Source organism: Fictibacillus phosphorivorans, assembly GCF_023715845.1.
Lineage (GTDB): Bacteria > Bacillota > Bacilli > Bacillales > Fictibacillaceae > Fictibacillus > Fictibacillus phosphorivorans_D.
Map to the genome: position 1 here is coordinate 1 of NZ_JAMBOR010000016.1, position 19,161 is coordinate 19,161.

The 19,161-nt window shown below is 38.1% G+C and carries 20 protein-coding genes and 1 other annotated feature; of the genes, 16 read left to right on the forward strand and 4 right to left on the reverse strand.

Annotated features, from left to right (window positions below; translation table 11 throughout):
• Positions 1–205 precede the first annotated feature (205 nt).
• From M3206_RS12865 to M3206_RS12895, 7 genes are all read left to right on the forward strand, one after another.
• Positions 206–526 carry a hypothetical protein gene (locus M3206_RS12865; RefSeq protein WP_251312934.1) on the forward strand — a complete coding sequence of 107 codons (321 nt, stop codon included), beginning with the start codon at positions 206–208 and terminating at the stop codon, positions 524–526.
• Positions 513–890 (forward strand): kinase-associated lipoprotein B, encoded by a 378-nt coding sequence (locus tag M3206_RS12870; RefSeq protein WP_251312935.1) that lies wholly within the window; start codon positions 513–515, stop codon positions 888–890. The genes M3206_RS12865 and M3206_RS12870 overlap by 14 nt, the downstream gene beginning before the upstream one ends.
• Positions 891–951: 61 nt before the next feature.
• A complete protein-coding gene (nadE, locus tag M3206_RS12875) occupies positions 952–1,767 on the forward strand; it encodes an ammonia-dependent NAD(+) synthetase (RefSeq protein ID WP_251313007.1) in 816 nt (271 codons plus the stop codon).
• Between the two features lie 93 nt (positions 1,768–1,860).
• The gene (locus tag M3206_RS12880; RefSeq protein ID WP_251312936.1) at positions 1,861–2,112 is read left to right on the forward strand and encodes a hypothetical protein; all 252 of its coding nucleotides are present in this window, start codon (positions 1,861–1,863) and stop codon (positions 2,110–2,112) included.
• A gap of 115 nt (positions 2,113–2,227) precedes the next feature.
• Entirely contained in the window at positions 2,228–3,097 is an 870-nt protein-coding gene (gene dat, locus M3206_RS12885) for a D-amino-acid transaminase (protein ID WP_251312937.1), read from the forward strand.
• Positions 3,098–3,109: 12 nt separating this feature from the next.
• A complete protein-coding gene (locus M3206_RS12890; RefSeq protein ID WP_251312938.1) occupies positions 3,110–3,682 on the forward strand; it encodes a DUF502 domain-containing protein in 573 nt (190 codons plus the stop codon).
• 166 nt (positions 3,683–3,848) lie between these two features.
• Positions 3,849–4,982, forward strand: a complete 1,134-nt coding sequence (locus M3206_RS12895; RefSeq protein WP_251313008.1) for a DUF2515 family protein — start codon at positions 3,849–3,851, stop codon at positions 4,980–4,982.
• Positions 4,983–4,989: 7 nt separating this feature from the next.
• On the opposite strand, the gene M3206_RS12900 is transcribed toward M3206_RS12895, so the two are convergent.
• Together M3206_RS12900 and proC are read right to left on the reverse strand one after the other, a co-directional pair.
• Positions 4,990–5,376, reverse strand: a complete 387-nt coding sequence (locus M3206_RS12900) for a hypothetical protein (protein WP_251312939.1) — start codon at positions 5,374–5,376, stop codon at positions 4,990–4,992.
• 304 nt (positions 5,377–5,680) lie between these two features.
• Positions 5,681–6,520: a pyrroline-5-carboxylate reductase gene (gene proC, locus M3206_RS12905; protein WP_251312940.1), complete on the reverse strand. Its 840-nt coding sequence runs from the start codon at positions 6,518–6,520 to the stop codon at positions 5,681–5,683.
• A gap of 141 nt (positions 6,521–6,661) precedes the next feature.
• On the opposite strand from proC, the gene M3206_RS12910 reads away from it, so the two are divergent.
• A complete protein-coding gene (locus M3206_RS12910; RefSeq protein ID WP_251312941.1) occupies positions 6,662–6,838 on the forward strand; it encodes a hypothetical protein in 177 nt (58 codons plus the stop codon).
• 9 nt (positions 6,839–6,847) lie between these two features.
• Positions 6,848–7,057, forward strand: coding sequence for a hypothetical protein (locus tag M3206_RS12915; protein ID WP_251312942.1), 210 nt, complete (start codon positions 6,848–6,850; stop codon positions 7,055–7,057).
• Here the strand turns inward: M3206_RS12915 and M3206_RS12920 are convergent.
• The gene (locus tag M3206_RS12920; RefSeq protein WP_251312943.1) at positions 7,051–7,875 is read right to left on the reverse strand and encodes a GDSL-type esterase/lipase family protein; all 825 of its coding nucleotides are present in this window, start codon (positions 7,873–7,875) and stop codon (positions 7,051–7,053) included. The genes M3206_RS12915 and M3206_RS12920 overlap by 7 nt on opposite strands.
• Before the next feature lie 77 nt (positions 7,876–7,952).
• Here M3206_RS12920 and M3206_RS12925 point away from each other — a divergent pair, with 77 nt between their 5' ends.
• Together M3206_RS12925 and msrA are read left to right on the forward strand one after the other, a co-directional pair.
• Positions 7,953–8,897 carry a DMT family transporter gene (locus tag M3206_RS12925; protein ID WP_251312944.1) on the forward strand — a complete coding sequence of 315 codons (945 nt, stop codon included), beginning with the start codon at positions 7,953–7,955 and terminating at the stop codon, positions 8,895–8,897.
• Positions 8,898–8,973: 76 nt separating this feature from the next.
• Positions 8,974–9,936, forward strand: coding sequence for a peptide-methionine (S)-S-oxide reductase MsrA (msrA, locus tag M3206_RS12930; RefSeq protein ID WP_251312945.1), 963 nt, complete (start codon positions 8,974–8,976; stop codon positions 9,934–9,936).
• Between the two features lie 18 nt (positions 9,937–9,954).
• Here msrA and M3206_RS12935 read toward each other — a convergent pair whose 3' ends face one another.
• Positions 9,955–11,316 carry an MATE family efflux transporter gene (locus tag M3206_RS12935; protein ID WP_251312946.1) on the reverse strand — a complete coding sequence of 454 codons (1,362 nt, stop codon included), beginning with the start codon at positions 11,314–11,316 and terminating at the stop codon, positions 9,955–9,957.
• Positions 11,317–11,403: 87 nt separating this feature from the next.
• On the opposite strand from M3206_RS12935, the gene M3206_RS12940 reads away from it, so the two are divergent.
• From M3206_RS12940 to odhB, 5 genes are all read left to right on the forward strand, one after another.
• On the forward strand, positions 11,404–11,691 hold the full coding sequence (locus M3206_RS12940; protein ID WP_251312947.1) for a hypothetical protein: 288 nt from the start codon (positions 11,404–11,406) through the stop codon (positions 11,689–11,691).
• 42 nt (positions 11,692–11,733) lie between these two features.
• Positions 11,734–11,937 (forward strand) — a binding site (T-box leader).
• 42 nt (positions 11,938–11,979) lie between these two features.
• A complete protein-coding gene (gene argS, locus M3206_RS12945; RefSeq protein ID WP_251312948.1) occupies positions 11,980–13,665 on the forward strand; it encodes an arginine--tRNA ligase in 1,686 nt (561 codons plus the stop codon).
• Positions 13,666–13,805: 140 nt separating this feature from the next.
• Positions 13,806–14,744 carry an EamA family transporter RarD gene (gene rarD, locus M3206_RS12950; RefSeq protein WP_251312949.1) on the forward strand — a complete coding sequence of 313 codons (939 nt, stop codon included), beginning with the start codon at positions 13,806–13,808 and terminating at the stop codon, positions 14,742–14,744.
• A gap of 170 nt (positions 14,745–14,914) precedes the next feature.
• On the forward strand, positions 14,915–17,773 hold the full coding sequence (locus tag M3206_RS12955; protein ID WP_251312950.1) for a 2-oxoglutarate dehydrogenase E1 component: 2,859 nt from the start codon (positions 14,915–14,917) through the stop codon (positions 17,771–17,773).
• On the forward strand, positions 17,766–19,043 hold the full coding sequence (gene odhB, locus M3206_RS12960; RefSeq protein WP_251312951.1) for a 2-oxoglutarate dehydrogenase complex dihydrolipoyllysine-residue succinyltransferase: 1,278 nt from the start codon (positions 17,766–17,768) through the stop codon (positions 19,041–19,043). The genes M3206_RS12955 and odhB overlap by 8 nt, the downstream gene beginning before the upstream one ends.
• Positions 19,044–19,161: the final 118 nt, after the last annotated feature.

The window sequence follows — 19,161 nt, forward strand, 5'->3', positions numbered from 1 at the left end:
ACTGGCAAACTGGACATGGCGAGGGCCATGTCCAGTTTAATCCAGGTGTGTTTATTCAAAAATAATACTTAAAAACAACACAAACCCCATTTTCAACAAAGTTGAAATGGGGTTTGTCTACGTTCTGGAGCCAGTATATATACTGGCTTTTTCTTTTTGCCTGTTTTAAAGTTAACAGTAACAACTCGTACTAGGGGGAACCACTATGGACCGTGCAAAAGAAATATCTGAAAAAGTAATCAGTAATTATCAAAAAGATGAGGGAATGATGATCCTTATTTATGCGCAGTGGTGTGTAAATAACGGACTCGATCCAAAAACTGTCTATCTAAAGACTTATCCTGACCAAGTTCATAATGAATACGTCATGCATATGCTTGAACAGACTGTCACAAAAGAAGAAGCACAAGATATTCCTAATGAAACAGTACTAGGCGTTTTATCTTTATTCGGAAACGAAGATCTCGCTTTCACGTTAACAGAAGAAATCCATGCAATGGAGGGGAATAAAAATGGCAGCGAATAAAAGACTAGTGCTTGCGAGTTATAAAACCGGGCAATATATAGGTGAAGCAGAAGATGAAAGAAATCAAATGGTCCTTATAAAAGTTATGGCAGTTGTCTCACACCCCTGGCAAGGTGATCTTCATCACCCTAAGCAAGCTGATGTCCCATTTTTTCAGGAACGAAGAGCATTAAGCAATGGGGAAAGAACGTGGGTGCCGATTCATACGATTAAAGACTATGAAGGAAACCTGCCGGAGTATAAACAATCATTAAGGAACGCTTTAGATGAATACATTGCAAAACTTAAAGAAGATGGCAGTGAATGGGCTAAACGTTCATTGGATTGTCTATTTCAATTAGAAAAAGATTATAAATTAGATTAAGAATCCTTAATGAGTGGAAATGAAATAATACATATTTAATAAGGTGGCGATAGAATTGGATTTGCAGCAGAAAATCATTAAAGAATTATTAGTACAACCTAACATTGATATTGAAAATGAAATGAATGAAAGAATTCAATTTCTTAAAGATTATGTAAAAAAAACAGGTGCGAAAGGTTATGTACTGGGTATTAGCGGAGGGCAAGATTCTACTTTGGCAGGTAAATTAGCTCAAATCGCTATGGAACAACTCAGGGAGGAAACGGGTGAAGAGTATACCTTTATTGCTGTAAGACTTCCATATGGGGAACAAAAAGATGAGGAAGATGCACAATTAGCATTGAAATTTATTAACCCCGATCTTTCATTAACAGTAAATATTAAAGCGGCAGTCGATGCATCTGTACAAAGTTTTAGTGATGCAACCGATAAAGAATTGAGCCACTTCCTTAAAGGGAATACAAAGGCACGAGAAAGAATGAAAGTGCAATATGATATAGCAGGTGCCTTTCATTGTCTTGTAATCGGTACAGACCACGCGGCTGAAGCGATTACTGGCTTTTTCACGAAACATGGTGATGGTGCATGTGATATCGTTCCATTATTCGGCCTTAACAAAAGACAAGGCAGAGCTTTATTAAAACACTTAGGTGCTGACAAAAGACTATATTCAAAAGTGCCAACAGCTGATTTAGAAGATGATAAACCCCTAATTCCGGATGAGACAGCATTAGGGGTAACCTATGAGGAGATCGATGATTATTTAGAAGGAAAAGAAATCTCATCATCTTCCAAAGATAAAATTGAAAAACGATTCATACAAACGATGCATAAGCGTAACCATCCAGCATCCGTTCATGATACATGGTGGAAATAGTGAGATATAACACTTGGTTCTATACCAGGTGTTTTTGTTTTCCCGTTTTTAGGTTATACTTATTTTTGGACAAATGGGAAGGGGATTCTAAAATTGAGTAAAACAGCAAAATTCATTATTATAGCAGGAGTTTTCTTTTTAATTTATTTTGTTTTCGATACAATTAATCGGGAAAATTTAAGAAAAGAGCGTTTGAATGTAATCGACAATCATTTTAATAAACCTTTTAAAATTGAAGAAGAACTTAAAGAGCAATATGATGAAGATTTTTTAATCGAAATGGACGATGAATTCTATATGGTAACTGTAAAAGACAATAAAGTAGTCAAAACCGTTAAACAATAAGAACCTATAAAACATACATTTAAAGTAAAGTGACTCTTGAAGGGAGTCACTTTTTCAATTACAGTAGATGAAAGCTTAATTACATACATATTATATTGATGAGGTGGTTTAAATTATGGAAAATTCATACGTTTTATATCATGATCAGATCATAAAAAGCGGTACAATACCTGTTGATCCTGAAGATAGAGGTTACTTATTCGGAGATGGTATTTACGAAGTTGTTTTTGTCTATGATAGAAAGCCTTTTGCAATTAATGAGCACTTCGAACGCTTTCTGCAAAGTGCAAACAAATTAGAACTTGCCATGCCTTACGATGTTTCAACTTTTAAACAGTTAACAGAAGAACTTATAACGAAAAACAATATCGTCAATGGAATGGTCTATGTGCAAATGACAAGAGGGGTAGCTCCTCGTAATCATTTGTACGAACGCAATATGCAGAGTGTAGTAACGGGTTTTGCTAAATCTGTTTCTCTAGATTCCATTGAAAAGTCTCAGTCACAAGGAATCCAAACTTATCTGACTGAGGATATCCGATGGTTGCGCTGTGATATTAAAAGCTTAAATTTGCTTGGAAACGTTATGGTAAAAAGAAGAGCTGCAGACTTCGACTGTCAGGAAGCTATTCAGCATAGAGATGGGACAGTCACGGAAGGGTCTTCTTCTAATGTATTTATCGTGAAAGATGGGAAGCTTAAAACCCATCCGGCTACAAACTTAATTTTAAATGGAATCACCAGACAAGTAGTTCTTAAACTTGCTGAAAAGATCCAAGTTCCAGTAACAGAAGAAGCATTTTCTGCGGAAGAACTGCTTGAAGCGGATGAAGTATTTATTACGAGTACGACTATGGAAGTAACCCCCGTTGTAAAATTAAAAGGGGACCAAGAACAAACGTACAAAATTGGACCTGTAACTAAAGAATTACAGAAGCAATTTAAACATCAAATTCAGCTTAATTCTTCTGCCATGAAATCATAAAAAGAGTAAACCATGAAGACATTACTAAAATATTTTCTAAACGGGTTGTTAACCATTCTTCCGATCGTGTTAGCGGTCTATATCATTTATAAGATTTTTGGGTTCTTAGATAGTATTCTCGGCAACTTGTTAAAGGATGTTTTAAAAGAAGATTATATTCCGGGAATTGGTCTAGTTACAACCTTAGTCTTAATAACTGTTTTAGGATGGATGTCAACTCAGTATGTATCAGGCAAGTTATTCAGACTGATCGATCGGGTTCTTGAAAAAACACCCTTCGTTAAAACCGTATATACTGTGATAAAGGATACCGTTCACTCACTCTTTGGTGAGAAGCGTTCATTCTCAACGGTAGTACTTATAGAATATCCTGAGCTCAATATGAAAAGTGTAGGATTTGTTACAACAGAGGACGTAAGCTATCTGGGTGACGAATTGGTAGACCATGTTGCAGTCTACATCCCTCAAACCTTTCAGATTGCAGGGTTCACATTTTTAGTGCCTAAGGAAAAAATTAAAATCTTGGATATCAAACCTGAAGAAGCAATGAAGTTTTTGCTCTCAGGTGGTGTTGCATCCAAATAGTTGAAGAAGCATCCTTGCTATGGTAAGGATGCTTTTTTGTGTTATCGTTCTTTTCCCTTCATACATTGTGAGTATAAGGAAGGTGTTAATCGTGAAGAACTCTATAAGAATTTATACAAAATTGACACTTATTCCACTCCAAATTATGATACGTACCCTTTTTATAATGAAAAGAAAAAAGGTGATTTGGAAGGTTAGTCCCGTTCAAGAACAAAAATTAAGGCATAAATGGAACAAAATATCGAAGTATTCAAAGAAAGTTTCAATTACTTTTCAGAAAGACAAGGAATTAATAGAACGGATTAAAAGAGAAACACTGCGCCATAACAAAAATAATGTTACGAGAACAGCAGCGTATCTCAATTTCTTCAACCAACATCCTGAAGTTCATTGGGCGTTTTTAGCACATATGGTCTCGAGGAACGCCGGCTATTTTATGACAGATCTTAAAGGAGAGTTCCTGCCTGATTTAATAGAACCTTCTGTGATCAAAGAGTTATACACTATGCTTGAAAAAGGAAACAGTCTAATTTTTCATGATGCCTATCCGCAATTGCTTTTATATGAAGAGAGTAAGAGGAGAAATAGTCCAGTGTTTAACCTATGTAAATTCTTTCATGTTTCATCTTTTATGGAGGGGGTTTGGGAAGTTTTTTTCGAAGGCGACCGTACGTCATTATTACCAGCCGCACAAATCATAAATGAACAAAACCATATTGATATGCACCTAATAAGAACTGAACCCTTTCAAAAGCTGCACAATCAATTATCATTTAAGTTGCAAGAGTGGCTTCACCTATCACAGATCCTCTTTCCAGTATTACCGTTACATCATTCGATTGGGGATACCATGCAAGGTTTCGAGAACTTAAACAAAAGACTAATGTTAGGGCAAAACTTATATGTCATGCTCTTTCACCCTGATCATCTTGATCCAGTTAAAAAATTCGCATGTCATCATCCTCATACTGGCTCTCGTTCCGATTATGATTCCGATGTATTTTCATTCTCTAAAAGTCATAACGGTCATGCACTAAAAGAAAAGTTATCACTTTTCAAAACCAAGAAAAGTCTAAAACTGTATAGTCCTAAGCTTGACGAAGCATGGGATACAAACTATCATGGACCTTTTCCTTCTACTGATTGGTTTACTCAGTCAAAAGATGTGATGTCTCAGCTCAGATTAATCTCAAAACCTTCACCTCAAATTAGAATGGCCTATTGGGCAGGACTTCACCAAATAGAAACCGCATATCTATTGAAACAATATTACCGATTAATAAAAAAAATAGAGGCCTAAAAGGGCTCTATTTAAATAAAGATAAGATGTTTCCCATTTGTTGAGCTAGACCCATAACTTGGTTCGCTCCACCCATCATCTTTCCAAAGCTAAATCCTGAATTTTGTGTGTTAGGGTACATCGACGAATTCTGCTGCTGACCTTGAAACGGCATACCCTGCGCCATAGGGTGAGGAGCCAATCCAGGCGGCATCATAGGCGGTATATAAGGCATATAAGGCTGTGTGAATCCTGGTGCAAATTGCTGCGGCATCACGGAAGCAGGAGCAGTAGCAGCCGGTGCAAATGGTGGTCTGTCAGGGTTATTTGGGCTCTGGGAGAATACTTTTGAAGAAGGAGTGGAAAAAGGATCATATCCCCCATAAGGGAACATTCTCGAAGACTTCTCTTTCAAAAAAAATCACCTCAAAATAGTTTCTATATATATATATTCAACTATATAAAAATGGACATAACCCTTTAAAGGAACTGATTAAAACGCCCTGTCCAAATTTATGTTCCAATTAGATTTAGTGTGAAAAAAAAGGGACGTAATATACACTTGCCGTTGTTGTTAAACACCTGAAAGAAACGACGATAAATCAACCATCCTTTTGGAAGCGAACACCTAGACTGGCAATCAACAACCTCCAAAAACGCCATGATAAAAAGCACAAAGCTTATTTTCAGCTTTGTGCTTTGGCTTATAGATATATATTTTAGTGCACAGGCACTTTTTCAAACTCTTTTCTCAATGTTTTCGAACGTTCAGCAGCATTTTCAACAGCTGCTTCAATCGCTTTACCGCCGCCATTTTGATCTAACGCATCCAAACCAGCTGCAGTCGTACCATTAGGCGATGTAACCTTTTTACGCAGCTCAGCTGGAGAATCATCTGATTCCATAACCATCTTGCTTGCTCCATAAAGCGTTTGAGCAGCAATATCTCTAGCCATTTCACGGTCAAGTCCATTTTCAACTGCAACATCTTCCATATGCTCTAACAGATAGTAAAAATACGCTGGACCACTTCCTGCGATTCCTGTGAAAACATCCATTTGTTTTTCGGAGATTATTTTTACCTTACCTATAGCTTCCGATAATTCTTGAGCTAAATCCAAATTTTCATTTTCTACATACTGGCCAGCACAGATTCCTGTTATTGATTCTCCAATCATACTGGATGTATTCGGCATGACACGGACGACAGGGAGGTGTTTCCCAATAATCTCTTCAATAAACGGTGTAGAGATTCCAGCAAGAACAGATAAAACGATATGGTGATCTTGTAAATATGGTTTTAACTGCTGAAGAACCTCTTCTGCTTGTTTTGGTTTTACCGCAAGAATAATCACATCTGTATTATTTAATGAAAGCTCATTAAAAGGAACAGCTTGAATGTCGTATTTGTTAATTAATTCAGATCTTCTCTCAACATTAGAATGATTTGCTGCAGTAATTCGTTCAGGTGAAATACCCGCGTTATTAATTAGACCTGAAATCATGGCTTCTGCCATTGATCCTGCACCAATAAAAGAAATGTTTCTGTATTTTAACATGCAACCCCTCTTTCAAATTTTAACTATTGTTTATAAAGTACTATGTTAACATGTTCACATTTAGTTTCAAGTTTTTCTGTTTATTATGGCGCATTTGTAATATGATTTTCACATAAAGCGTTTTCATTAAGGAGAGGGAGCATGAATTTTTATATCGCATCCGGCTTTACAAATAAAAAGCTTGTTCAAAAGTTGTCAAAGGAGATCCAGATCCAGCTAGGATGGAATGATACATATGATTGGACAGTTAACAACGAAAAAGCAGATGCAGTAGAGAAGCTGACAGAAATCGGAATAAAAGAAATGAAAGGGGTATAAGAAGCAGATGTGGTTATCGTGATTCTGCCTGGAGGTAAGGGATGCCATACAGAAACGGGGCTTGCATTAGGCAGTAACAAGCTACTATTTCTATACGACCCAGACAGAATCCTAAATAACCTAAAAGAGGCATGCTCGTTCTATTTTTTACCGCAGATTAACCATTGGAGCGGTACAATTAAAGAGCTGAATGAAATTTCTATTTCTTTAAGCTATTGAGCTTTTTTGTAAGAATGGTTTTTAAAGGTTGTAATTGTTTTTTCAGCAATTCTGTTATACCCCTCATCATTTGGATGAATGGAATCATATAGCCATTTATCAATATCTTCCGTTTGAAGTGCGTCACTTACAGGAACGACTACTGATGGAGGATGGGCAAGTGCAGTTTCATAAGCAATTAAATTCCAGTCATTTAATAATTTTTCTGTTGCAGGATAATAGTTCTGCTCAGACTTTACAACATTATATAATTCATTAAGCACCAATATGGCATCTGGGTTTTCATTACGAATTAATTTAAAAATATCTTCTAGATTCTGTTTATAATTGGTCTTAACTTCATCATAACTTTGTAAAGCTTTAAGTGGACCTTCTTCTTTTGCGATTTGAACAAGGTCATTGCCACCAATATTGATTGAAATAATATCTGCTTTTTTAACAGATTCCTGTACAGCGGGAATTTGAAGCTGGTTCTGCAAACCTTGGCTGGTAGCGCCAGAAACTCCTTGGTTTTCAAGTACAAAAGTTTTTCCCGTTAAACTCTGGAGACTTGAGTTTACTTTATGAGCAAATCCACCTTCTTCAGAACCTCTGCCTTGTGCAACGGAATCACCAAGCACTAAATGATTGAATGAGGATTTTGAATGATTTTTAAAGTAATCAAGATAAGTGATTTGATCCTCATCCTTATTTTCACTTGTACCAATAACGGATGCTTCTTTAATTTGATTTATTTTATATTGCGGATAATAGTACCACCCAGCTGTACAAATGATGATCAACAAAAGAAGCAAGGATACGATATATCTTTTTTTCACTTTTATCCCTCCTCCTTATAAGTTTTTATAGTAAAAGATATTAACATAAAGATGCCTAGAAAGTACAAGGTGACAAATTGAAAAACGATACATTAAGAATATCTGTTTCACTTCCATTAATCGTTGGCATTATTGCTATATCATTTTCATCTATTTTTGTAAAATGGTCAGAAGCGCCTGTTTCTGTACAAGGAATGTACCGGCTTTTATTCACAATGTTGCTTATGCTGCCATTCACGTTTAAACATATGCGTTTGCTTAAAACAATTTCGTTAAAAGAATGGATGCTTCTGCTTTTATCAGGGATATTTCTTGCTCTTCATTTTTTGTTTTGGATGGGTTCATTAAAGTTAACAACGGTTGCAAGTTCAACCATATTGCTATCCCTTCAGCCGGTTTTTGTAATGATTGGTGCCTATTTTGCTTTTCATGAAAAAACTACAAGACCCGCAGTCATTGGGATGTTTGTGGCCATAACCGGGGCTGTTATGATTGGCTGGGGAGACATTGGAATCTCGAAACAGCACATTCAAGGAGATATTCTGTCTGTATTAGGAACAATTGTTGTCGCTGTTCATATGTTAATCGGACAAAAGCTCCTTATAACGATTCCGGCCGTAATATATAGTTTTTCAGTATTTCTATCCGCCGTTCTCGTTTTTGCTGTATACAATACACTTTTACACATTCCCATGACAGGATATTCCGATAAAGATTGGGGAATATTTCTATTGCTAGCCATTGTACCGACCGTTTTTGGACATGTTCTTTTTAATTGGCTGCTAAAATACGTAACAGCAGTAACGATCTCAATGGCCATTCTAGGAGAACCACTAGGAGCCACTTTGCTTGCCTATTTATTCTTAAATGAAACTTTAACTTTTTTACAATGGTCAGGTGGAGCAATTGTGCTAATAGGTCTTTATTTGTTTTTAAAGAGTAATCGGAAGTTTAAAGAGGGTAAACCTCCTGCTCCAATTAAAAGCCCCATAACTGCAGGGCCATATATATATAAGAAGTAAGACTAAGGTCTTTTTCTATGCTTTTCAATCGCATTCTTATATGATGAAACAAATGGATAAAAAGGAGTTTGATTTCATGAAGAATTATGAAATAGCGACTTTTGCTGGAGGCTGCTTTTGGTGCATGGTCACACCTTTTGAAGAGTGGCCAGGAATTATTAAAGTTGAATCAGGCTATACAGGGGGACATAAGGAAAACCCTACCTATAAAGAAGTGTGCAGTGAAACGACAGGGCATTTTGAAGCGGTCCAAATCACTTTTGACCCATCGATCATCTCCTATGAAAAGATCGTATCTGTTTTCTGGAAGCAAATTGACCCTACAGATGTCGGTGGCCAATTCTACGATCGAGGAGACTCTTATCGAACAGCCATTTTCTATCATAATGAAGAGCAAAAAAGAACAGCCGAACAATCTAAAGCTGAATTAGAGAAGAGCGGCCGTTTTGATAAGCCTATCGCAACCTTAATTCTGCCTGCTCAAACATTTTATAAAGCGGAAGAGTATCACCAAGATTATCACAAGAAAAATCCGTTCCATTACAAAAGGTACAGACAGGGATCAGGACGTGATCGCTTTATAAATGAACATTGGGAAGATAAAGGAAAAAAAGAAGAAATTCTTAAAAGTCTGTCGCCTATTCAATATAACGTTACACAGAACGATGCTACAGAACCGCCTTTTCAGAATGAATTTTGGGACCACAAGGAAGAAGGACTTTATGTTGATATCGTTTCTGGTGAACCGCTTTTTACTTCTCTTGATAAATTTGATAGCGGCTGTGGATGGCCAAGCTTCACGAAACCTGTTCGTTCTTCGACGGTTGATGAAAAAGAAGATCTATCTCATGGGATGATCCGTACAGAAGTAAGAAGCAAAGAAGCGGATTCTCATCTCGGTCATGTTTTTACAGATGGACCTAAAGAAAAGGGTGGACTTCGTTATTGTATAAATTCTGCGGCTCTCCGTTTTATTCCTAAAGATCAATTAAAAGAAAAAGGTTACGGGGAATATTTAACACTTTTCGAAAACAAATAAACCAGCCGAATGGCTGGTTTATTTGTTTTCTAGTTTTGAATGATATGTTGATTGAACAGATTTAAGTCGGATGAACAACATGATCGCCCCTGCGGATAGACCTGAAATTAATCCGATCCAATAGCCATATGCTCCAAAATCCGTAAAGTTAGCTAAATAAAATCCTACAGGAAGTCCGAGTACCCAATAAGAGATGAATGATAAGATAAATGTCACATTTACATCTTTATATCCTCTTAACGCTCCTTGGATAGGAGCTCCAATCGCATCAGCTAACTGGAAAAACACAGCGTACCATAAAAAAGAAGTCGTAAGCTGGATTACCTCTGGCTCTTTTGAGTAAATGCGAGCCACTTGTTCATCAAAAGAAATTAGTAAAATAGATAAAACCAAGGCAAAGCCAACAGCAGTAAAAATTCCAATATACCCATACTTGGCTGCATCTTTATAACGTGAGGCACCTACTTCAAATCCGACCGCTATCGTTAGCGCAAAAGAAATACTCAACGGGAGCATATAAAGAAAAGAAGCAAAGTTCAATGCCGCCTGATGAGCAGCAATGGTTACTGTGTTAAAATCACTCATTAATAATGTAACGGCAGCAAAAATACTCACTTCAAAAAAGATCGCCAGCCCCATAGGTATTCCAATTTGTAATTGTTCCTTCCAAGCTGAAAGGGAAGGTTTATAAAATGTCTTGAATAGGTGATAACTTCTAAACTGATTTAACTTCATTACGATCCAAATCGTAATAAAGGCCGAAATCCAATAAGTAATCGAAGAAGCAACTCCTGCACCGATTCCTCCCAGTTCAGGGAACCCTGCTTTACCAAAGATAAACAGATAGTTGAAAAAGGCATTTACGGGTAATGCCAACAAGGTAACAAACATGGAGATTCTCGTTTGACCTAGCGCATCTATAAATGATCTTAAGGCACCTTGCAAAAATAAAGGAAATATTCCAAAGGACAAGGCGATCAGATATCCTTTTGCAACACGTTTTACTTCATCCTCTAATGACATCGCATGTAAGACAGGATCTATAATAAAGGAACCAAGAACAATAACTACTATTGAAATCACAACAGAAAGGTATACCGCCTGCATGACCGCATTAGGGACATTTTTCGTGTCTTTTGCACCTGTCAACTGAGAGACGATTGGAGTCAATGCCATTAAGATTCCGTTTAATCCTGTGAAAATTGGTACCCAAAGACTTGTACCGATCGCTACACCTGCTAGCTGGTCCGCACCTGCATGACCACTCATTACCGTATCGAAAAAGTTCATCGCATAGAGACCAAGCTGTGTGATGAGAACAGGGACAACTAAAATTAAAAATAGCTTATATTTTTCTTTTAATGTGTATGTTTGGAACATTTGCATACTTCCTTTGTGTTTATAACTGACAAACTGAGTTAATGCATTATATCATATAAATATCGACACAAACGTAAAGGAGCAGCTATGAGCGTTCAATTTTTATTCGAGGTTGAGTCAGTTAAACCTGGGAAACAACCAGATGAGAAATTAGTTTTAGTATCAACCGAACTTCTATACAAAACCAGCGGAGAAACACTCTTTACTGGGATCATACCAGTTCGTGTGAATGATCACGGTGTTTTCGTATCTATTCAAGCGATATCCACTGCATTCACATCTAAGTATTTACGAACCGAAACATTGTTCAGACTGAAAAGATACATTAAAAGGATGAGAGATTACTTAGATGTGGACGAAAATGGAATATGTTGACTTTTATGATTCTCCCTCATATAATATGAAAAAAATATAGAACCAACATTTATGAAAAAGAGAGTACTTTGTCTAGTTTGTTATAGAGAGCCGGGAATGGTGGAAGCCTGGCACAGCCGACACAGGAAGCGCACTTTGGAAATGTTTTTCTGAACTAAAGTAGGGAAAACCGGGACATCCCGTTAAAAGATCAAGCGGCCTTATAAAGGCAACGAGAGTGGTACCGCGGTCTAATCCGTCTCTTCTATTTAATAGAAGGGACGGATTTTTATTTTGGGAGGGAAAAAGATGAATGAGAAAAAAGAGTTTTCAGCATACCTGAAAAGCCAGATCGGTGAAGATTTATCGTTAGAACAAATCGAATTATTCATTGAAAAACCAAAACAGCTACAACAAGGTGATTTAGCTTTTCCTTGTTTTCAGCTAGGTAAAATCTTTAAAACTTCTCCCGTTGAAATTGCAAAAAGACTATCAGTTGGCGATGGCCTCCCTCAACTATTTTATAAGATAGAAGCAACTGGAGCTTACGTAAATGTTTTCATCGATAAAGAAGTACAGGGTCTGAAGTTATTAAAGACTATTTTAAAGGAAAAAGAAAATTATGGAAGTCATTCGTTCGGTGACGGCAAAACAATTGTGTTTGATCTGTCATCACCAAATATTGCGAAGCCTTTTTCAATGGGACACCTCCGTTCCACAGTTATCGGATCTTCGTTAGCTTCGATCAGTAAAAAATGCGGTTATGAAACGGTGAAGATCAACTATATTGGCGATTGGGGTACACAGTTTGGAAAATTAATCTATGCTTATTTACGATGGGGAGTTGAAGAGAAGGTAAAAGAAAATCCAATTCCAGAACTGACAAAGCTATATGTCCGTTTTCATGAAGAAGCAGAAAAAGATCCTGCTATCAACGATGAGGGCAGAAAGTGGTTTAAAAAGCTTGAAGACGGAGATCCGGAAGCAACAAATCTTTGGATCTGGTTTAAAGAGGTATCATTAAAAGCATTTCAAAAAATCTATGAGCTTCTTGGGATTCAATTTGATTCTTATAACGGTGAAGCCTTTTTCAATGGTAAAATGGACGCTTCAGTAAAAGAGTTGATGGAGAAGGGGCTTCTTGAACTTTCAGATGGTGCTCAAATCGTAAACGTTGGTGAAGACATGCCTCCGTGCTTAATCAAGAAAACGGATGGAGCAACTCTTTATGCTACACGTGACATCACTGCCGCGATCTATAGAAAAAACACGTATGATTTTGATCAAGCCTTTTATGTAGTTGGCCACGAACAATCCTTACATTTTGAACAAGTAAAAAGAGTCCTTCGTAAAATGGATTACACGTGGGCAGATCACATGCACCATGTTCCATTCGGACTTATTTTGCAAAATGGAAAAAAGATGAGTACGAGAAAAGGTAGAACTGTCTTACTGGATACTGTCCTTTTAGATGCCATTCAACTTGCTGAGAATAATATTCGAGAAAAAAACCCGTCACTGTCCGAGGTAGAAGAAGTAGCTCGTCAAGTTGGAGTTGGCGCGGTAATCTTTCACGACTTGAAAAATGAGAAAGGTAATGATGTTGAGTTTTCACTTGAACAGATGCTAAAATTCGAAGGTGATACGGGTCCTTATGTGCAATATACATCAGCTAGAATCCAAACATTATTAAATAAAGGTCATTATAACGGAAAATTACCTGATAAGTTGTCCATTGCAGAAGAGGGCTGGGAACTTATCTCTGTATTAAATGAGTTCCCATCTATCGTACAACAGTCTTTTTTCCGAAAAGAACCTTCGATCATCTCAAAATACGTCCTAAAACTATCTCACAAGTTTAACCATTATTATGGGAGTGTGAAAATACTTAACAGCGATCAAACAGGAGAGAGACTTGCATTATGTGCTAGTATTCAGATCGTTCTAAAAGAAGGATTACAATTATTAGGAATTCAGACCCCAAAACAAATGTAACAGGGTGGTAACGATTGAGATTTGTTTACAATATTATATAGAAGAAATAAATTTTGTTTTTGAGTTTACTTGCTAGCAAATTCTTTCGATTCCGTTATATAATCTTATAGCCTTAATCTAACGGAATCGAGGAATGATAGATGAAAACATACAGTGAACAAACGAAAGGCGCCTGGTATGCTGCAACAGCTTATTTGATCTGGGGAGTCCTTCCTTTATATTGGAAACCTTTAGATCAAGCGGGTTCAGGTGAAATCCTAGCACATCGTATCTTTTGGTCATTTGTGCTTATGTTAGCCGTTATGTTCATTTTAAAAAGAAGTAAGGATCTTAAGAGGGATTTGAAGATTCTTTTCTCAAGTAAAAAACAATTATTTTCTGTTTTTATAGCTTCAATATTAATTAGCGGTAACTGGTTAATGTATATTTGGGCAGTGAATAACGATCATGTACTAGAAGCTAGCTTAGGCTATTACATCAATCCTCTTGTAAACGTCATTTTAGGTATGGCGGTTTTAAAAGAAAAGTTAAATAGCTGGCAGCTTGTATCTTTTGTTATTGCAGCTTGTGGTGTATTTCTATTAACTTGGGAATATGGGAAGTTTCCTTGGATAGCCCTGTCACTAGCTTTATCCTTTGGACTCTATGGGCTCGCAAAAAAACGGGGAAGCTTTGATTCCTTAACGGGACTGACGCTTGAAACCATGTTTGTTGTTCCAGCTGCCTTTGCTTATCTTGTATTCCTTCAATGGAACGGAACAGGCACTTTTATAACAGCTGGTATTACAACAACTGTCCTTCTTTGGGGAGCAGGCGTTGTAACTGCATTGCCGCTTGTATTATTCGCACTAGGTGTTAAGCGGATTACAATGACGATGACAGGATTCTTGCAATATATTGCACCAACTCTTATGCTTTTGCTGGGAGTGTTTTTATTTCACGAAACATTTACTGGAATTCACCTCGTTTCTTTTACCTTGATCTGGCTGGCACTCCTAATTTTTACTATAAGTAAAACGAAATGGGCAAATTATCTTATAAATCGCAAAAACAAAAATTCACTTTCTGCGAAAATATAGTATAATGGCAATGACCAATTGTTACAGTTGAAACCTTATCAATGATAAGGTTCTTTTCATTCATTGTTTGAGAGCGCTTTATATAGGGAAAATTAATGGCGAGAAATGATGAATCACCTGTTAACAGCAACAGCACAATACTTACAAAGGGAAGCAGGAGGGAACAAAAGATGAGTCATCAACGTTCCAAATCAGAAAATCCTTGGCAAGGACTAAGTGGACCTAACTTAGCTTATGTCCTTGAACTATATGATCAATATAGTGTGGATCCGGAATCTGTTGACAGTTCTTTCAAAGAAAAATTTGAGACTTGGGGGCCACCAAGCGAGGTACCTGAACCAAGTGAGCGTACTGGACAGAGTTTTGATGGAATGGATTTAGAGAAATTAGCAGCTGCACTTAAACTTGCGGAGAATATTCGCACATACGGTCACTTAGCAGCTAACTTATATCCAGTTGGCGAATTTCCTAAAGACAACCACCATATTGACCCGAAAGAATTTAATTTATCAATTGAAGATTTGAAAGCGATACCACCTTCCTTCATCTGGAAAGAGGCGCCGGCATCTGTTAAAGACGGCTGGGAAGCGATCCAAATGCTGCAGGAAGTGTATACGAAAAACATCGCTTATGAATTTAGTCATGTACATGCTACAGAAGAACGTCAATGGCTGAATACGATGGTAGAAACAAGCCAGCATTATCCTAAGTTTTCAGCTGAAGATAAGAAAAATCTTTTATATCGCCTATCAGAGGTAGAAGGTTTTGAAAAATTCCTTCATAAAACTTTTGTGGGTCAAAAGCGTTTTTCTATCGAAGGCGTAGATATGCTTGTTCCTATGTTGGATGAAGCTGCTAAAGAAGGCTGCCGTGATGGAGCAGAACATGCATTAATCGGAATGGCACATAGAGGACGTCTCAATGTTCTTGCACATGTTCTTGGTAAACCATACGAATTAATATTCTCTGAATTTCATCATTCGCCAAACAAGGAGCTAATTCCTTCTGAAGGTTCTAGAGGAATCAATTTCGGCTGGACAGGTGACGTAAAGTACCATTTAGGTGCAAGTCGCACAGTTGAAACAGATAAAGAACACAAGATCAAAATCTCATTAGCAAATAACCCGAGTCACTTGGAATATGTAGATCCAGTTGTAGAAGGATACACGCGTGCTGCACAGGAATCACGTGACAGCAAAGGGTATCCTGTACAAGATACATCTAAAGCATTTGCTATTCTTATTCATGGTGACGCTGCATTCCCGGGTGAAGGAATCGTAGCAGAAACATTGAACTTAAGCCGTTTAAGAGGCTACCAAACTGGTGGAACACTTCATATCATCGCGAATAACCTTGTAGGATTTACTACGGATAGCAATGATTCACGTTCTACAAAATATGCGAGTGACCTTGCTAAAGGGTTCGAGATTCCAATTATTCACGTCAATGCAGATGATCCAGAAGCGTGTATCGCAGCTGTTCATTTAGCTTATGAATATCGTAAAAAGTTCCAAAAAGACGTTCTGATCGATTTGATTGGATACCGCCGTTTTGGGCATAACGAGATGGATGATCCTTCTGCAACACAGCCTAGACTTTACAAGCAAGTAAACAGTCACCCAACAGTTCGTGACGTTTATGCGAAGCAGCTAGTGAAGGAAGGCGTTCTTTCAGAAGATGATGTGAAAGGAATCGAAGAGGAAATTCTTAAAAAGCATCAAACGGAGTACGAAAAAGTACATGGCCGAAAAGAAAAATTCAAACTGGAAGACACTCGACTTCCGGATCCGTTATCGAAAGCACTTCCTGATATCGATACCACAATTTCGGTAACAGAGTTGCAAGAGCTAACGGAAAACATGCTAAAATGGCCAGAGAATTTTAATGTATATCCTAAGATCAAGCGAATCTTAGAACGCAGACGCAAATCGTTCCAAGGAGAGAAGATTGATTGGGGTATGGCTGAATCTCTAGCATTTGCATCAATCTTAAAAGATGGTACACCAATCCGTATTACTGGACAGGATTCAGAGCGCGGTACATTCGCACAAAGACATCTTGTTCTTAACGACAGGGAAACAGGAAAGAAATTTTCACCATTACACGGAATAGATGATATTGATGTTTCATTCGCTATTCATAATAGTCCACTATCTGAATCTTCAGTAGTAGGCTTTGAATATGGCTATAACGTATTTGCACCAGAAACTCTGGTTATCTGGGAAGCACAATACGGAGACTTCGCAAACGTAGCACAAGTCCTGTTCGATCAGTTCCTTTCTGCTGGCCGAGCGAAGTGGGGACAAAAATCCGGTATGGTCATGCTTCTTCCTCATGGTTATGAAGGGCAAGGACCTGAGCACTCAAGTGCACGTTTAGAACGTTTCTTACAACTAGGAGCAGAAAACAACTGGACAGTTGCGAACGTATCAACAGCTGCTCAATACTTCCATTTGTTAAGACGCCAAGCAAAACTTCTGTCTATGGATGAAGTCCGTCCATTAGTGGTAATGACGCCTAAGAGCTTACTTCGTGATGCGAAAGTTGCGTCTCTGCCGGAAGCTTTCGAAAGTGATCACTTTATGCCATTGCTTGAACAGCCTGGCCTTGGTAAAGAGAAAGACAAAGTTAAGAAAATTTTGCTATGCTCTGGTAAAATTGCGATCGATCTCGAAAAAGCACTCGAGCAAGATCAGGTGGCTAGAACGGAAATGCATATCGTTCGAGTTGAACAAATATATCCGTTCCCAGAGGAAGAGATGACCGCTCTATTAAATGAGTATCCAAATGTTGAAGATTTAATCTGGGTTCAAGAAGAGCCTAAGAATATGGGTTCATGGCTATATATCGAACCAAAACTCCGTGCTGTAGCACCGAATGGGGCACATGTTTCTTATATCGGAAGACAAGAACGCTCAAGTACAGCTGGTGGGGAGCCAGACATCTACAAAAAAGAACAAGAACAAATTATCCAAACATCATTAGCACTAGACATTCAATCGCGAGAGGGAGGCCGTGAACATGTTTGATGTAAAAGTTCCGGAGTTAGCCGAATCAATTTCAGAAGGTACAGTTGCACAATGGCTTAAAAAAGAAGGCGAAAAAGTTGTAAAAGGTGAAGACATCGTTGAGTTAGAAACTGATAAAGTTAACATTGAAATCAGTGCTGAACGTGATGGTATCTTAAAAAATATTAAAGTTGAGCCTGGCGACACAGTGGCCGTTGGGGATGTTATCGCTTCAATCGTTGAAGGTGATGGAACAGAAGCTGAAACGAAACCAGAAGCTGAATCAAAACCAGCTACGGAAGAAAAAGCTGAGTCTGCTAAAAAACAAGAGACATCTTCTGAAAAAGAAGAAGTACAGGAAGAAGACTCTAAAGCGGCTGATCGTCCAATCGCATCTCCAGCAGCTCGTAAGCTTGCACGTGAAAAAGGCATTGACCTTTCTGAAGTAAGTGCACGTGATCCACTTGGACGCGTTCGTACAGAAGATGTTAAGCGTCATGCTGAAGGCGGAAGCATCGAAAAGACTTCTTCTAAAACGGCGGATAGCACTTCTCAACAACAACCAAAGGCTGAAACTGTAAATCCTGAAAAACCAGTTGAACGTGTGAAGATGTCTCGCAGACGTCAAACTATCGCAAAACGTCTTGTTGAAGCACAGCAAACAGCTGCTATGCTTACTACTTTTAACGAAGTAGACATGACTGCGATCAACGAAGTCCGCGCTCGTCGCAAGGACAAGTTCTATGAGCAGAACGGCGTAAAACTTGGCTACATGTCATTCTTCACGAAAGCAGTAGTTGGCGCATTGAAAAAGTTCCCTGCGATCAACGCTGAAATCCAAGGTGACGAAATGGTTCTTAAAAAGTACTACGATATCGGTATTGCCGTAGGTGCTGAAGAAGGACTCGTTGTACCAGTTGTACGTAACGCTGATCGTCTAAGCTTTGCTGGCATCGAGAAAGAAATCGGAAACTTGGCTGAGAAGGCTCGAACAAAGAAATTATCTCTAGAGGATCTTCAAGGCGGTTCATTTACAATCACTAACGGCGGTATCTTCGGTTCTATGCTTTCTACACCGATCTTAAATGCACCACAAGTAGGTATCCTGGGTATGCACACAATCCAATGGAGACCTGTAGCGATCGATAAAGAGCGCATGGAGAACCGTCCGATGATGTACATCGCACTTTCTTACGATCACCGTATCGTAGACGGAAAAGAAGCCGTAAGCTTCTTAACAACAGTTAAATCACTTTTAGAAGATCCAGAATCATTGCTTTTAGAAGGTTAATTTAAAGATCTTTGAGGCAACCCTCAGCTGCTAGCTGAGGGTTGTTTTTTGTTTGTAATTGAGGGTCTGTGAGGTGTGTCGTGTCAAAAATGACGAGAATCATGGATAATGTCAACTC

Excerpts from the sequence above, each read along its gene's own strand:
- M3206_RS12870 (WP_251312935.1), top strand. The coding sequence starts at position 513 with ATGGCAGCGAATAAAAGACTAGTGCTTGCGAGTTATAAAACCGGGCAA.
- M3206_RS12895 (WP_251313008.1), top strand. The coding sequence starts at position 3,849 with ATGAAAAGAAAAAAGGTGATTTGGAAGGTTAGTCCCGTTCAAGAACAA.
- M3206_RS12940 (WP_251312947.1), top strand. The coding sequence starts at position 11,404 with ATGAGCGTTCAATTTTTATTCGAGGTTGAGTCAGTTAAACCTGGGAAA.
- M3206_RS12955 (WP_251312950.1), top strand. The coding sequence starts at position 14,915 with ATGAGTCATCAACGTTCCAAATCAGAAAATCCTTGGCAAGGACTAAGT.
- rarD (WP_251312949.1), top strand. The coding sequence starts at position 13,806 with ATGAAAACATACAGTGAACAAACGAAAGGCGCCTGGTATGCTGCAACA.
- argS (WP_251312948.1), top strand. The coding sequence starts at position 11,980 with ATGAATGAGAAAAAAGAGTTTTCAGCATACCTGAAAAGCCAGATCGGT.
- dat (WP_251312937.1), top strand. The coding sequence starts at position 2,228 with ATGGAAAATTCATACGTTTTATATCATGATCAGATCATAAAAAGCGGT.
- proC (WP_251312940.1), bottom strand. The coding sequence starts at position 6,520 with ATGTTAAAATACAGAAACATTTCTTTTATTGGTGCAGGATCAATGGCA.
- M3206_RS12865 (WP_251312934.1), top strand. The coding sequence starts at position 206 with ATGGACCGTGCAAAAGAAATATCTGAAAAAGTAATCAGTAATTATCAA.
- msrA (WP_251312945.1), top strand. The coding sequence starts at position 8,974 with ATGAAGAATTATGAAATAGCGACTTTTGCTGGAGGCTGCTTTTGGTGC.
- M3206_RS12935 (WP_251312946.1), bottom strand. The coding sequence starts at position 11,316 with ATGTTCCAAACATACACATTAAAAGAAAAATATAAGCTATTTTTAATT.
- M3206_RS12890 (WP_251312938.1), top strand. The coding sequence starts at position 3,110 with ATGAAGACATTACTAAAATATTTTCTAAACGGGTTGTTAACCATTCTT.
- M3206_RS12910 (WP_251312941.1), top strand. The coding sequence starts at position 6,662 with ATGAATTTTTATATCGCATCCGGCTTTACAAATAAAAAGCTTGTTCAA.
- odhB (WP_251312951.1), top strand. The coding sequence starts at position 17,766 with ATGTTTGATGTAAAAGTTCCGGAGTTAGCCGAATCAATTTCAGAAGGT.